This is a genomic window from Sphingorhabdus pulchriflava (assembly GCF_003367235.1).
GTDB lineage: Bacteria > Pseudomonadota > Alphaproteobacteria > Sphingomonadales > Sphingomonadaceae > Sphingorhabdus_B > Sphingorhabdus_B pulchriflava.
The window spans coordinates 598,595-611,758 of record NZ_QRGP01000001.1 but is presented as its reverse complement, the minus strand read 5'-3'; the positions used below and the strand labels follow the sequence as shown (position 1 = coordinate 611,758).

Annotated in this window: 14 protein-coding genes; all 14 read right to left on the bottom strand. The window is 59.0% G+C overall.

All coding sequences use genetic code 11. From position 1 onward, the window contains the following. Positions 1-9: 9 nt before the first annotated feature. The 14 genes from DXH95_RS03090 to DXH95_RS03025 all read right to left on the bottom strand — a co-directional run bounded on the left by DXH95_RS03090 (position 10) and on the right by DXH95_RS03025 (position 13,122). Positions 10-477 carry a hypothetical protein gene (locus DXH95_RS03090; RefSeq protein WP_115547978.1) on the bottom strand — a complete coding sequence of 156 codons (468 nt, stop codon included), beginning with the start codon at positions 475-477 and terminating at the stop codon, positions 10-12. Then, entirely contained in the window at positions 477-1,217 is a 741-nt protein-coding gene (locus DXH95_RS03085) for a hypothetical protein (RefSeq protein ID WP_115547977.1), read from the bottom strand. Before DXH95_RS03085 ends, DXH95_RS03090 begins: the two co-directional genes overlap by 1 nt. Before the next feature lie 3 nt (positions 1,218-1,220). Beyond that, entirely contained in the window at positions 1,221-1,574 is a 354-nt protein-coding gene (locus DXH95_RS03080; RefSeq protein WP_147291675.1) for a hypothetical protein, read from the bottom strand. 18 nt (positions 1,575-1,592) lie between these two features. Further along, complete coding sequence (locus DXH95_RS03075) at positions 1,593-1,943, bottom strand: hypothetical protein (protein WP_115547975.1); 351 nt, start codon at positions 1,941-1,943, stop codon at positions 1,593-1,595. A gap of 83 nt (positions 1,944-2,026) precedes the next feature. After that, a complete protein-coding gene (locus DXH95_RS03070; RefSeq protein WP_115547974.1) occupies positions 2,027-3,061 on the bottom strand; it encodes a major capsid protein in 1,035 nt (344 codons plus the stop codon). An 84-nt stretch (positions 3,062-3,145) separates the two neighbouring features. Then, on the bottom strand, positions 3,146-3,805 hold the full coding sequence (locus DXH95_RS03065; RefSeq protein WP_115547973.1) for a head decoration protein: 660 nt from the start codon (positions 3,803-3,805) through the stop codon (positions 3,146-3,148). A gap of 82 nt (positions 3,806-3,887) precedes the next feature. Further along, a complete protein-coding gene (locus tag DXH95_RS03060; protein WP_181883551.1) occupies positions 3,888-5,351 on the bottom strand; it encodes a S49 family peptidase in 1,464 nt (487 codons plus the stop codon). Beyond that, positions 5,299-7,008: a phage portal protein gene (locus DXH95_RS03055; protein ID WP_115547972.1), complete on the bottom strand. Its 1,710-nt coding sequence runs from the start codon at positions 7,006-7,008 to the stop codon at positions 5,299-5,301. The genes DXH95_RS03060 and DXH95_RS03055 overlap by 53 nt, the downstream gene beginning before the upstream one ends. Position 7,009: 1 nt before the next feature. Next, positions 7,010-7,249 (bottom strand): hypothetical protein, encoded by a 240-nt coding sequence (locus tag DXH95_RS03050; protein WP_115547971.1) that lies wholly within the window; start codon positions 7,247-7,249, stop codon positions 7,010-7,012. A gap of 177 nt (positions 7,250-7,426) precedes the next feature. Next, positions 7,427-9,520, bottom strand: coding sequence for a terminase gpA endonuclease subunit (locus DXH95_RS03045; RefSeq protein WP_115547970.1), 2,094 nt, complete (start codon positions 9,518-9,520; stop codon positions 7,427-7,429). Beyond that, positions 9,513-10,079: a hypothetical protein gene (locus DXH95_RS03040; protein WP_115547969.1), complete on the bottom strand. Its 567-nt coding sequence runs from the start codon at positions 10,077-10,079 to the stop codon at positions 9,513-9,515. The genes DXH95_RS03045 and DXH95_RS03040 overlap by 8 nt, the downstream gene beginning before the upstream one ends. Positions 10,080-10,172: 93 nt before the next feature. Then, positions 10,173-10,883, bottom strand: coding sequence for a hypothetical protein (locus tag DXH95_RS03035; RefSeq protein ID WP_115547968.1), 711 nt, complete (start codon positions 10,881-10,883; stop codon positions 10,173-10,175). A 353-nt stretch (positions 10,884-11,236) separates the two neighbouring features. Next, on the bottom strand, positions 11,237-12,898 hold the full coding sequence (locus tag DXH95_RS03030; protein WP_115547967.1) for a DNA primase family protein: 1,662 nt from the start codon (positions 12,896-12,898) through the stop codon (positions 11,237-11,239). Then, on the bottom strand, positions 12,895-13,122 hold the full coding sequence (locus tag DXH95_RS03025; RefSeq protein WP_115547966.1) for a hypothetical protein: 228 nt from the start codon (positions 13,120-13,122) through the stop codon (positions 12,895-12,897). Before DXH95_RS03025 ends, DXH95_RS03030 begins: the two co-directional genes overlap by 4 nt. Positions 13,123-13,164: the final 42 nt, after the last annotated feature.

Here is a 13,164-nt window from a genome sequence, read left to right as displayed (position 1 = left end):
TTGCCTTTCCTATGGCCCCACTGTGGAGGCAGCGCCCTCGCGGGCATGATATCGAACGCGAAATTCCATATATTGCTCGGCCCCGATGCGGGCCGATTGGACCGCGCGGCCATACAACGGCGCAGTCTTGCCCAGCTTTTGAATGTCGATTGCCAGTCCGCCCAACTGGATGTCAGTCGGGTCGACCAGAGTGTCGCACACCGAAACCCATCCCGCATCGAGCAGCTGCTCAATCGTCTGCCCATCCGCCTCCATCACCAGCAAGCCGACGATGAATTCCAGTGACGAATCCTCAACCGACCCGGTTAGGCTGTCAGGCTCCATTTCGTCGCCATCGAGCATCAGGATCGCGTTCAACTGCGCTTCGTCAAAGGTTTCACGCGGGTTACGCTGCAACGTGGTCCAGTCGAGTTCTGCCAGGCACAGATCCAGCTTTTCCATCACCGCCAGACGGATCTGTTCAGCAACACTTGCCATCAGGCCTGCCCCGTTCTTGCGCCCAGCTGCGCGTCAAAATTCTTCAGAAACAACGGCTCGCGCCGCTGTGCGATGGTATCAATCCCGCGAAGCCGCGGCTTGACTTCAATCTCTGCCGGCATCGTCGCCAGCAACTCGGTCTTGCCAGCATCAATCGACGGGCTGCTCTTCGCATAGGAGCGAAGCAGGAATAGCTTCTTGCCATCATCCGACCGCCGCCAGAAAATGCTCGACTTCGAATCCGGTGAATAACCAGCCTTCCAGTTGAGACCGGCAATTCCCATCATCCGCATCTTTGTCGAAACCAGCTTCATCCAGTTTCCACGCACCGGGCGGATCGTTGCCCCGCGCACCAGCGGCAACAGATAATCGACAAAGCCCGATGGCGAATTGTCACCCAGCTTCGAATAGATCAGTTCGCTGAACTGGCCCTTTTCCGCGATCTCGTTGTACCGCTTGCTCTGCACCGCAGCATTGGACGCGCGGCGGTGATTATTGCCGTGCACCATCGATCGGCGAAACTGCCCGTCCAGATAGGTACGCAGCAGCTTTTTAATTTCTGCAACAGTGTGCACCACCGCGTAAATCGATGCATCACGGATGATACCGTGCTCATCCTGCAGATGCTTTTCCAGTTCGACTACGGTGCGTTGGCTATCGTACCGAACCAAAAAGCCGCCAAAATTCGAACCTGCGGCCGATGCCCCGCCAGAACGACTGCCCAGTTGAAGCCGCGCCATCGATCAATCCACGATCACAACGTCGACATGCCACCAGACGCCCGATTCATCCCGCTTGGGATAACCGACGACTTTCAGCGTTTCGACAACATTGGGCGGCGTGGCGCTATCGAGCAGCTCGAACAGCCCGTCGCGCTCTACCTTTGTCAGCAGCGGGTTGGGCGCCTGTATCTTGCGATCCAGCGCACCGACCGGCTGCCGGGCATTGTCCAGCGTCGCCCGCCCCTGCCCGCGATCAACGATCACGCTGCAGCTAACGGGCGATGCACCGGGCGTCGGCGCGGTGTAGCGCGCAGGCGTGGCAAATTCTTCTTCTTCAAAGAAGCCTGCCAGATCCTCTGCGCTCTCCACCGCCACCGACTTTCACCCGATATCTTAGGCGTTTTTCGCCGGCGCCGTGGCGGCAGCCAGATCGGCTTCAAGAGCCTCCACCTTGGCCGTCAGTTCGGCAACCTTTGCCTCTGCCGCATCGGCCCGCTTATTGGCGGCGGCAAGCTCTGCCGGATCAATGGCATTCGATGCACTGGCGAGGCGCGCAGATACTTCGGTCAGAACACCACGGGTGACGAGGTCATCCAGATCGTCTTTCTTCAGCTTGTGCGCTTTGGCCAGTTCGGGCGTCAGCTCTTCACCGGCTTCAAGGATAACCGGCTTGCCGTCGGTGTCGGAACTTGCCACCGCAAGCACCAGCTCGCTGGCGGCAATAAGAATTGCAACTTTTTTCATTTTCAATCTCCAACAGGGTTGATGGCCGAGCACTGCGCCCGGCCATCAGGAGAGGTTCGTTGCCTGACGAACCGACCGCTTGTTTAGCGGACGGTTGCGCAGAGGGTGGCGTTGACGCGGCGCGGCGCGAGGATTGGGGCGGTGATGGTTTCAATCCATTCCGCACCGGTGTTCTCGTCGATCCAGTTGTGCGGGAAGAACTGGCCTTCGCCATAATTGTTCGACGCATGCTGGACGACGCCAAACATCTGCGCACCCGCAACGCCGCCCTGGCTGCCCATGATAACGGTGTTATCGGGGATCAGCTTGGCTGCAGCACCGGTGTCGTCTTCATAATTGTCGTTATAGACATAGAATTCGACACCGCCGTCCGTGCCCTTGTACGTCGGCGCACCTGGTACAGTGGGCGTCAGGCCAAGGGTGAGGGCGGCCGTCTGGCCGAGCGTGCGATCGAGGGCTTTCTGGGTCTTCGGATCGTTGATGTAATAGCCCCAGGCGAGCTTATCCATCACGACGATATTGACCGCGCTGCCCGATTGCTCACCAACGGTGTCAATCCAGCCCTGCACATCATCATAAGGCGAAACGCCGCTTTCACCCCAACGGGCGGTCAGCAGCAACGTCTTGGTCAGCGTGTTGGCCCGCGCAAAGTTGACCACGGTCGACGGATAGTCATCACCCACCAGCGTAACCGAACCGGTACGCAGGATCGAAGAAGCCATCCATTCGAAACGACGGATAATTTTTGCCTGATGCGACAGCAGATAATCTTCGCGGATCGCCGCTGCACGGTCAGCTGCCGACATTTCACCGCCAAAGGCTTCGCCAGCACGACGGGTCAGCACTTCGTTGCCGGTGATCTGGTTTTTCGGTTTCAGCGATGCAGGAACCAGCGTTTCAACCTGGTATCCGCGCGGCTGATGCACCTTGCCGGGGGCAAGCGGAGCCACAAAGGGCGCCATGCGCTTGTCATCGAGCACGCGATCGAAAGTGACGAACGCCGTGTCAAAGGTGACGATGTCGGGGAAAAACGCCCGCGTCAGAAAGCTGCCCGGCACAAACAGGCTCGGGATCATCGGCATCAGCTCGTCAGTGCTGAAGGTCTGATAATTGTCCATGAAATTTCTCCAGAAAAAAACCCGCTCTGGCAGCTGCCAAGGCGGGCGTGGGGACGTATCCCCGGATTGCGATTATTGATCGGCTCAGTCGTCGATCAGGATACCCTTCAGGCGCAGACCTTCACGGATGCTGGCAATGGTGTGCCCGGCGCCAAGCGTCAGCGCGGTGCCGACAACATTGGCGGTTTCATAGGCAATCACCTCGAGCGCCGCCCCGCTGGCGTCGGCGTCATGCGCCAGCACCAGTGCCGGATATTGCGAGCCATCGGTCGCCGCAGCGACAGACAGCTTATATTCCAGCTCGGCCTCGTCATAGCTGACGGTGATCGGGATGATATCGTCGACCAGCCAGTCATTGGCACCGTCCGAAACGGTCAGATTGATTCCGCCATTATAGGCAGAGCCGATGGTCAGGATACCATCGAGCGAACCATCGGGCCGAACCACCTTGAACTTGCCAGTTGCGCCCGTGGCGGTGCAAATCAGATTCCAATTGCCGGGCATTGCACCATCGTCGGTGGTGACTGCCGAAACAGTGCCATTGCCCACGGTGCCACCAACGCCGCTAACCGGCGTGCCGGCAGTCGCCGTGGCTGCCGAGGCGGCAAGGATTGCACCAAGGACCGCGCCTGCCAGCAAAGTGCCAGAGGCGAGTGTAACCTTGCGCGTGGTGGCGGTACCACCAGCGAGGAGGTTCTTCGGATTATATGCAGTTTCCTGCGAGTAAGATGCTCGATCGTACATGGGATTTCTCCAGATGCGGGGCTGCCCACGCCCCGGCTTCTATGGGCTGGCCCGCCGGAATCCGGCGCGGCGCGGTTTTGGGTTACTTTGCTGCGGCTGCCGCCTTGCGCTTGTCGACAAAGGCCGCGCCGCGGTTGGTTGGCTGCTGATCGACAGAAGCTGCAACCGCCGAAGCGCCGCTTTCTGGCAGGTCATTGGAATCGACAGCATCTGCCCGCGCATTGCTAAGGGCACCACCGGCCTTGGCTTTCGCAGCCTTCGCCTGTGCGATTGCAAAATCGCCTGCGCTGGTGCCTTCGGCCATTGCCGTTGCCATCTCTGCCGAAATCTTGCTGCCACCATCCAGTTCGGCAAGGGCTGCAAAGCGCGCGCGCTCAGAATTGGCCATCGCCAAATTGGCATCAGCGGTAGCCGATGCGCTTGCAGAGGCCACAGCCTGGTCAAGCTGGGCCTGGGTGAAAATCGGCTGTTGTTCCGCCGCCGGTGCGGTTGCTTCTGTGCTCATAGCTTTTCCTTTCGATGAGCTTACCCCCGACGGGGCGGTTGCAGTGCGGCTGCGCGCCGTACCGTTCACTTGCTGCTCAAATTCCTGCATGGAATCGTCCCAGCTCATGATCTTGTCGACGAGCCCGGCTTTCACCGCCTCGTCACCGAAATAGACTTGTGCCTGCTGCTTACGAATATCTTCAGCTGACATACCGCGGGCCTTACCGACATGCTTGAACAGCCGAGAGGCAGAGACTTCGACCATAGCCGAAATCCGGGCAGCGACCTCTTCAGGCAATGGCTCAAACGGGTTGCCCTCTGCCTTGTGCGTGCCAGAAGCAAACAGGCGAACCTTGATACCTTCCTGCGCCAACTGCTCGGAGAAATCGGCGTGCATGGTGATCACGCCATTTGAACCTGCGCGGCCCAGGGCATGCATCGTCACCTGCCCGGGATCGGCGCAGGCGGCAATTGTGTAAGCCGCGCTGCAGCCGCAATCGCGGATCATCGCCCGCATTGGCTTTGTGCCACGCCGTGACATCAGAAAATCGGCCAACTCAAAAAGGCTGGCAACTTCACCACCAGGGCAATCGACATCGAGCAATATGCCGCCGATCTCCGGATCCTTATCTGCAGCGATCACCTGCGCCCGGATACCGTCATAACCGGTAAAGCCGCTCGACGGGCCTATCGCTCCATCATTTTCCGAAACCGTTTCACCACGGATCGGCACATGCATCACGCGATTGAAAACGAAACCAAGCCGATTGGCGCGATGCAACGGCGCTGCTCGATCAGTCGGGCCAACACTTTCAAGACGGTTGACTTCTGCAGCTGCCATGGACCGCATTTCATCGATCGACAAAGCGGCACCCGTCGGCGCCACAAACAGCTGGCCGACGTCCAGTTTAGGCCCAACAGCGCCAAGCACTATGGCCGCTGTTTCAGGCAGTACAGCCAGCGGCGTGCCAAACAGGCGCGAAATTATCGAAGCCCTGGACCAAGCTCTACTCGCCATCATCGTCTCCATTGTCATTGCCGCCAGTTGCAGGCGCTTCATGCTCCGCTGCCGGCGCATTGCCGCCACCCTTGGCGTTCGGTACCGGCAGTCCGGAATCGACCCACGCCCTGTGCTCGCCGGCACGCTTGGTGACGTTCGCGGCATAATCGCCGCCAAACAGCATCGCGGTAATCTGCTCGCCGGTGGCCCAGCCATGCGCTTCGTAAATCTCGAACGCTTTGGCTTCCTGCTGCGGGTTCAGCGAAATCTTGCCGTCGCCCTGGTGGCGCACATCGCTCCACAGCGCTCGGATCTCCGCATTGTCGAAAAAGTCAGGCCCGATCTGCGGGTAACGCCCACGGGCAACCTGTTCCCACAGCCAGCACTGATAATGCGGATCGCACCAGTGCGACGAAAGACTGGCCTGCTCGCGCCGCACCAGAATGTAGAAATTCTCGAGCGCGGCCTTGCTGGCGGTATAGCTGGCTTCAAACGACAGCAGCAACACCTCGACCGGTGTTTCCAGCGCCGCGGCCAATTGCTTGGCCAGCGCCTGAAAAAACGGATCGAACGCCGGATTGGGGCGGCCTGGGCTTTTGACATCGACTTCGCAATCGGTGTCAAGCTCGAGTACCGTTCCCGATTCAAGCCGGTAATCGCTACGCTGTTGCGTCGCTAAGGTTTCAGGTGATGGGCCGTCTGACTGGACGATATCGCCGCTGCCATAATCCGCCTCGGGTAAAGCTGCTGCACCGGGCGACTTGTAAACGATCGCCAGCATCGCTGCCATCACCGCTGCAAACAGTTCAGCTTCAGTCAGATCACTGATTTGCTTGAGCGTTTCCAGAACCGGCGCCAGTATCGGAATACCCCGCGCCTGCTCTGGCCGGGTTTTCTTCATTACCAACACCGAACTCGGCAACGGCGATTTTGATCCCCACGCCGGGATCCGCACGGTATCATCTGCAGTGCGCCCCAGAGCACCATTTTGCTGCGGCTTTTTCAGGACATGATAGGCTTTCGCCGCACCATAGCTGTCCTGCTCAACCCCGAACACGATCACACCATTAAATTTGGTGTGTTTCTCACCTTCGATATGCCCGTTCGGTGAAACGATCCGGTCACCCTCGATCAGCTTCCATGCAGTCTCCGACAATCTGCCTGGTTGCGTCGCGGCCTGCGGCATCACGCGAATGCCAAGAATATCTCCGGTTTCCAGCCTGCCGCGCAGAACAATTTCCTGCTGCTCATATCCGGTGGCTGATCGCTCGGCATCCGGATCCTTCGACGACATATAGCGGTCATAGTCGCGCATGATCTGCGCAGTCAGTGCTGCTGCGTCCTCTTCGACCAGTCCAAGTCGCTCGGCATCCAGCTGCGGAATAGCCATCATGCCTGTGCCGACGGTATAGGTCACGCGCCTGTCGATCGCCGCCGTCGCCAGCGGCAAATTCATCGCGGCATCGCGCGACCGGCCAACCAATGTTTTGCGCTGTGACCCGTCGGCATTTGCCGAACGCGGGCGGCTTGACCAGTTTGATGTCGCCCGCCGATCGCTCCGCCCCCCGCGATATCCACCGGGCCCGCTAATCCGCTCACGCGTTTCGGTCGGGCTGGTCAGCGCAGTGGTTCGTTCCAGTGCAGCCCGCGCCGCAATCCGGCGCACACCGGCTGCCGGCGAAATCGCCGCTATGGTCCGGTCGATCCAGTTGGCCATATCAGCGACTCATAATCCTGCCGCCCCGTGCCCGACCACGAACGACGGGGGTAGAGCTTCCGCCATTAATTTCGGCTTCCAGTTCCTTGATCGCCGCGCGCACCTCTTTCAGGTCGGCACGCACCAGGCGGCGACCATCGGCCATCTCATATTCCTGGTTGCGCAGGATTGCCGTCTCTGCAGCATAATAGGAATCGATCCGCGCCTGCTTGTTGGCAAGCGCGGCGGCTGAAAGCGCCATCGGTCAGTCCTGTCAGATTATGGTTAGGTCAAAATCACTGCCCCGAATCCGGGCATAAAAAACCCCGCTGCGGACATTTCCGGAGCGGGTCTGATTCGGGCACAACGATGGAATGATTGAGTGACTGTCAACTAATTCAAAAATTGTCAAGCATTCTGCGAAACTATTTTTTCACGCCTAATGCGCCCGCACCGATCGAACCCCGCGCCGGCGTGGAGTCGCAGCCCTTGGTGGAGCCGACGGTCGCTGTACCGAAACCACCTTCGGCGCATCACTTACAGGCTGCGATGATATGGCAGGCGGATCAATCTTTGCTGGCGCGTCCCTGGGTGGCCGTGCCCATTCAGGAACCCAGGATAGGCTGGCATCAGACCCGCCAAAGCGGACAATCGCAACATAGGCGTAGATATACAGATCCCATGTTTCATTGGCCGTATGCTGCGGACGTTCCCACTGATCCCCATTCTTGTACTCGGCGCGCAACTCGGCCAGATATTCGTGCGGAATATCAGAAGGGAAGGAGATATAACCCGGCCCATCATCGCGCCGATTCAACCGCACATTGGCAATATCTTTGAAACGGCTGACGTTTGGAACATACATCTCGGCCTGTTCTACCCCTTTGATCTGGCGCTTCGCATCGACTGTGGGAGGTGGTAGCAACTTGGCCTTTGGATTATTACCACCCTTTAACAGCGTGATCGCGGTTGCCGGCAAAGCAGCGCGGCCTGATCCAGCGTCACCCTTGACCATCGCATACCACCACTCAAAGGCGTTATCGGTGGCGCCATCAAGACCACCCGTATCAACCACCGTATTGAAAATCTTCATTCGTAAATTGGGCGCACCCGCCATGGGATAGCTTTTCGCCATCACCTTGCTGTGAATGACTGACCAGTCTTCGACATTTTTGAACGGGCGGAGCGGGCGCTGCCGTCCATTTTCCTCGATTGTCAATTCGGCCCAGCGATCAATCAGCCATGCACGAAAGCCCCATCCAAAACCCCATACCGAAACTTCAAACCGGTTACCTTGCTGGTCGATCGATGCCACCAGCACGCGGACACCTGGGGGAACTTCACCCATCCGGTATGGGCTGGCCTTCGCGCGCTTCACCAATTCATCTTCGCTGACAGGTTCTTCACCTTGCTGTCGCGGCCTAAAGTTGCGTCCAACGATGGTCTGGTCAAATGCCTTTAACGGGCCTTCATCCTGCTCCATCTCGAAACTGATTTCAGCCGCCCGCGCCCGTCGGGCGATATCGGCCCAGCTGCGAAATCCGAACAAGCCATCGAACCTAAACGAGGCTCGCAAATTGGGCAGCAGCTCACCCGTCTTCCCCGATAGATATTCGCTGCGAGGCTCCGCCTTCTCACCCTTGCCAACCCAGCGATAGGTTTCAAGCAGCCGCCGCTTTTCCCCCGGCATGTGAATGCCACCGCACGACGGACAAACTACCTTGGCGCTAGTCGCGGCATCTTCCGGTGTACCTGCCTTTTCATAATCGAGCCGGTCAAAATACAGCGCAAACGGATCACCGCATTGCAGGCAATCGACATAAAAACGCTCGTCGGTCCCCACTGCCACCAACGCCTCAATCCCCGCGCCCGGCCCCAGCTTCGGCGTCGAATTGATATACATCATCGTCCGGCCATAGGCTTCAAAGCTGCCCATGCGTCCGGCAAGCAACGACACGGCATCGCCCTGGTCACCGATATCAGTCGGGAATTCGTCGCTGTCATCCAGACGACCGCAGGGAATCGGCCGTGCACGAAAGCTCGAACCAACTGGCCACAGGAAATGCAGGTCCAGCCCGCGAAACTGTTTCAGGTTGATCGTATCGTTGATCAGCCTTTCCGACAATTCAGGGGTCAGCTCGATCATCTTGTTGAACTGCGTTTTGATGTAACTGTCGATACTGGTGCGATCGGGCATCAGGAACATCATGTCCGACGGATCGTAAATGGCTTTGTGCAGCTGCCAGTTATTACCGATCTCTGACTTGCCTACCTGGCTGGGCCCCATCACCGCGACTTCGCGATAGGGTGATTCCGCCATCAGGCAATCCATCGGCCGATCCAGATGATCGGTAAAATAGGGACCCTCACCCCATGGCCCGCTATAGGCCCCCGGATTGTTGAGCACACGATGCCGTCGCGCCGCTACAGAGACCTTGACCTTTTCCGGAAACCGCATCCCCGACAGGCATTCACCAACGACAGCAAGGGCAGCGGTAAATTCCAGCGGCTGATTTTGCCCAATATCAAGCATGGCCAGACGATGCCGGTTTGGGCGGCATGAACTGTTTGTTCCAGAAATCGTCTATAGCTTTGCCGAGCAGCGCTTCCAGCTTCGCCGCATCTGCATTTGATAATCCCGTTTCCGCCATCATCTGCCCCGGGATCAGTTGCAAAACGCGGCGATGCTCAACCGCAGCAGCCGATAATGCCGCCTCCAGAGGCCCGCGTTCTATCAGCTGCCCCATCGCCTTGCCGAGTTCGATCCGCTTCAGCGCGGCGGCATAATCGTCAAGCCGTTGCCTACCAGACAGACCAAGCCGTTCTTCGTCTTCAACCGCATCACCCAGCAGGTCGAGCCGAAGTTGCGCCAACTGAGCGCGCCGATCGGCACTGGCAGTTTCCTCACTTGCCCGCTTGTCTTTCCACCAGGCAACCCCGCCTTCAGCATCAATCTCGTAACCCGACCCGCGCGTCCCGCGCTTGATCATCCACAGTGGATCCTCGGTCAGCGACTTGATATGCGCCCGCATGGTTTCCGCCGTGACCCCGCACAGCTCGGAAAACTCATTCAGGTCTACAATCAATCCCACTTCACACCCTCAGAACCGAATAAAAAAGCCAATCAAAACCGCGACTTCCAAAAATTTTCACAAAACCCGCGACCCCCGCGCTGCCGCACCCCATTAGGTTTGGAGGGGCTGGGAGGACCCGTGCCGGGGGTGGGCCTGCCCGCCTTGCCCCTTGTGAGCCGCTATCCAAGGCTCGGGCGGCGCGGACGGCGGTGTGACCATGAAGCCCAGCGCCTGTGTCGACAGCACCCATGCAAGATCAGTGAGCGCGGTCCACCATTCACGGTACAGCTTTTGACCACGCGTGCGTCGCCCCTCATCCCACAGGATGATGACAGGGCAATATCCACCCTTGCGCCCCGGCCCTTCATATTCCACCTGCGCCTCAACCCATGGCTTGACCCAAACCGAGGCCCGCGCCTTGTGCTGCGGCTCTACCCACTCGGTCGGTCGAGTGCCTGCACGACCATGATAGCGCACCCGATCAGCCCCATCGATATGCTGCAAAGCAGAGGCCACGGCATAAGCGACCGGATGCACCGCATCGAATATCCGAACACCACCCGTATCAACCCGACAACCAAGGTGGCCAATCTGCATCATCTTGCCCACACCGCAGCCACCCATGCCACTGGATGCATAGCCCGCCGCCTCTGCCTCAATGGCATAGAGCCCCGCAGTTTCGAACCGTTCCACCATCTGGTCTGCCAAAGCCCATGTCACCAGCTGCTCAACATCGATCGAGCCTGTCCGCTCCCATGGCCGCGCCGCACCACCAAGGCCTTCACGCGCCTGAACTACTTCACTGCGATAGATCGCTACCATCTGCTTACCCCCTTAAAATCAAGATATTGTTTGAAGGACAGTGAAGGACAGTCGGACGGTTAAGGTACCGCTCTCCGCATACGGGGGTGCGCGCACATGAAGGCACACCTATTAAAAACCATCCGTAACTGTCCGTCACTATCCGTTACCCCTGCTTTCCTGCGCCTCTTGCGGACGGACAGTTACGCGAAACCAACCCGTCAACCGTCCTTCAAAACCGTCCGTCATTACGGCAGGGCTGCGCAGAGCCGATGATGCACACCACCGCGAGCGCGCGTTCTTTCCAAAATGACGGACAGTTTCGCCCAACCGTCCGTCACTGTCCGTCCCCAACATCTTGTGGTCGGCAGGCATCAGCGATCCCCTCCCCAATAGTCGTCAAGGTCGGCTGCATCGCTTCCGGAATGTGCGTCGGGCGTCGCTGTCGCGCCGCCATTGACCCCGCCCTCCATCCCTTGAACTGTCGCGTAATCCAACGAACCAACCCGACGCAGCTTTATCCCGCGGCGAACCTTGTTTCCCTTGCGATCCTTCTTGCCGACAATCTGGCGCTGGCCGAGTTCGCGGCCAAAGCGGGTGGTGTTCCACTTCTTCACCGCATCCTCATCCAGCTCGCTGCGCGCCATCCATTCCTTGAAGGCATTCCACAGCACGGTGGAGCCGGTCTCGGCATCGCGGTCGGTCAGGTCGCATTCCTCGGCCAGCCATTCGCCCATCGGATTGCCGGTGGCCCAGAAATCGGCAAGACCTTCCAGTTCGCGTTCCGGTACCGGAACACGCCTGTCGCCCAGCCATTCAAGGCAACCCGCGATCATCCAGTTCAGGATGCCGCTCGATTCAGTCATCAACCGCGCGTGCAACTCGGCAGGCGCTTCAAATCCACCGGGGATGAGAGACAGGTCGACCAGCCACTGGGTCAGGCGGAAACGCCGCCGGAAACCCTTGTCATCGCCGGGCATGTTGGGTGTAGGGTTGACCTCGACAAACAGCTTGCCCCGCGGCTTGAAAATCACCGGCTCCGATGCCCCCGCCTGAAATGCGGTAATCTTGCCGCCACCGGTCCACTGCTTCAGTAATTCGCCATCCCAGGTCGCATTGCGCGGCGGCTCTTCCGATACTATAAAGCGCACATCGCCCGACAGGTCGACCAGATCGCGCCGATGCTCGGCCCCCGATCGCTGGAAACTTGCCTGCAGCCAGGTTTTGACCGCGGCATGGCGGTAATAATCGCCATGCCCCTCGGCCAACACCTCGTTGGTCTTGGATTTGCCGTCGCCGCCACGCCCTTTATGGACGTAAAATTCCTCGCTGTCGGTCAGACCCGTCAGCGTCTGGCCATACATGCGCGGGAACACCGCCCTGGTCTCATCGTCAGGCTGGATCAGCCGCAGCCGCTCCTCCCACATCGGGCATGCGGCCACGGGATCATAGGTCCAGTTGGCAATCTGGGCGAGCATGTCGGTCGGATCATGGCCCTCCTGAAACAGGCAGGTCCATTGGCCGGTGCCATCCTGCTTGCGAAAACGCAGCGTGCCGTTCTGGACATTGTAGGTCAGCGGATCGACGTCAAAATCCTCGCTCCACGCCCGCATCGCATCAAAATCGCGCAGCTGCGTCAGCATCGCGTTGGTCTGCGCCGCATTGCCCGATTTCATCGCCCATTTGTGCAGCATATCGAGCCGCGCGACCGCCATCTCGCCACTGCACCATTCGCCAAAACGTTCGTGCAATGCCGCCTCATCGGGCTTTTTCAAGTCGCCGATCAGCTTGCCCAGCTCGGCCGCCTCGAGGTGGATATGCTTCGCCACCTGGTGCGCCAGCGCGCGGGCGCGATACGCCCCCTCCCGCTTTGACCAGCGCTTGGTATCGAATGCCGACCAATATTTGTCGTCGACCCATTTCAGCAGACCCTTGGCCAGATCCTGCGCGCGACGGGCATTGCCATAATCATTGCACTCATACCAAGCCATCCGCAGCGGATCTTCGACCGCAATCTCCACGCCCGCACCGCTCATGCTGCAACCTCGCCAGACTCACGCAGAGGCGCAGAGACGCGGAGCTTATTTTCCGGAACTGTAACAAAATTAATCGACAGCCATGGTGACAAAACATGCACAAAGCCGGGCCCATACCATTCGACCGGCGCATTATCGTACACGGTTGACTGACGCAGCCGACCATTACGGTCTTCAAACTCAACCCGATCGCCAGATTTGAACTTTTGGGGGAAAGGCAGCATTGGGGCAGCTTTCCTCCGCGCCTCTGCGCCTCTGCGTGAACC

Bases quoted from the DNA above. Each gene is read 5' to 3' on its own strand.
- DXH95_RS03090 (WP_115547978.1), bottom strand. From the start codon at position 477: ATGGCAAGTGTTGCTGAACAGATCCGTCTGGCGGTGATGGAAAAGCTG.
- DXH95_RS03085 (WP_115547977.1), bottom strand. From the start codon at position 1,217: ATGGCGCGGCTTCAACTGGGCAGTCGTTCTGGCGGGGCATCGGCCGCA.
- DXH95_RS03075 (WP_115547975.1), bottom strand. From the start codon at position 1,943: ATGAAAAAAGTTGCAATTCTTATTGCCGCCAGCGAGCTGGTGCTTGCG.
- DXH95_RS03070 (WP_115547974.1), bottom strand. From the start codon at position 3,061: ATGGACAATTATCAGACCTTCAGCACTGACGAGCTGATGCCGATGATC.
- DXH95_RS03065 (WP_115547973.1), bottom strand. From the start codon at position 3,805: ATGTACGATCGAGCATCTTACTCGCAGGAAACTGCATATAATCCGAAG.
- DXH95_RS03060 (WP_181883551.1), bottom strand. From the start codon at position 5,351: ATGAAGCGCCTGCAACTGGCGGCAATGACAATGGAGACGATGATGGCG.
- DXH95_RS03055 (WP_115547972.1), bottom strand. From the start codon at position 7,008: ATGGCCAACTGGATCGACCGGACCATAGCGGCGATTTCGCCGGCAGCC.
- DXH95_RS03050 (WP_115547971.1), bottom strand. From the start codon at position 7,249: ATGGCGCTTTCAGCCGCCGCGCTTGCCAACAAGCAGGCGCGGATCGAT.
- DXH95_RS03045 (WP_115547970.1), bottom strand. From the start codon at position 9,520: ATGCTTGATATTGGGCAAAATCAGCCGCTGGAATTTACCGCTGCCCTT.
- DXH95_RS03035 (WP_115547968.1), bottom strand. From the start codon at position 10,883: ATGGTAGCGATCTATCGCAGTGAAGTAGTTCAGGCGCGTGAAGGCCTT.
- DXH95_RS03030 (WP_115547967.1), bottom strand. From the start codon at position 12,898: ATGAGCGGTGCGGGCGTGGAGATTGCGGTCGAAGATCCGCTGCGGATG.
- DXH95_RS03025 (WP_115547966.1), bottom strand. From the start codon at position 13,122: ATGCTGCCTTTCCCCCAAAAGTTCAAATCTGGCGATCGGGTTGAGTTT.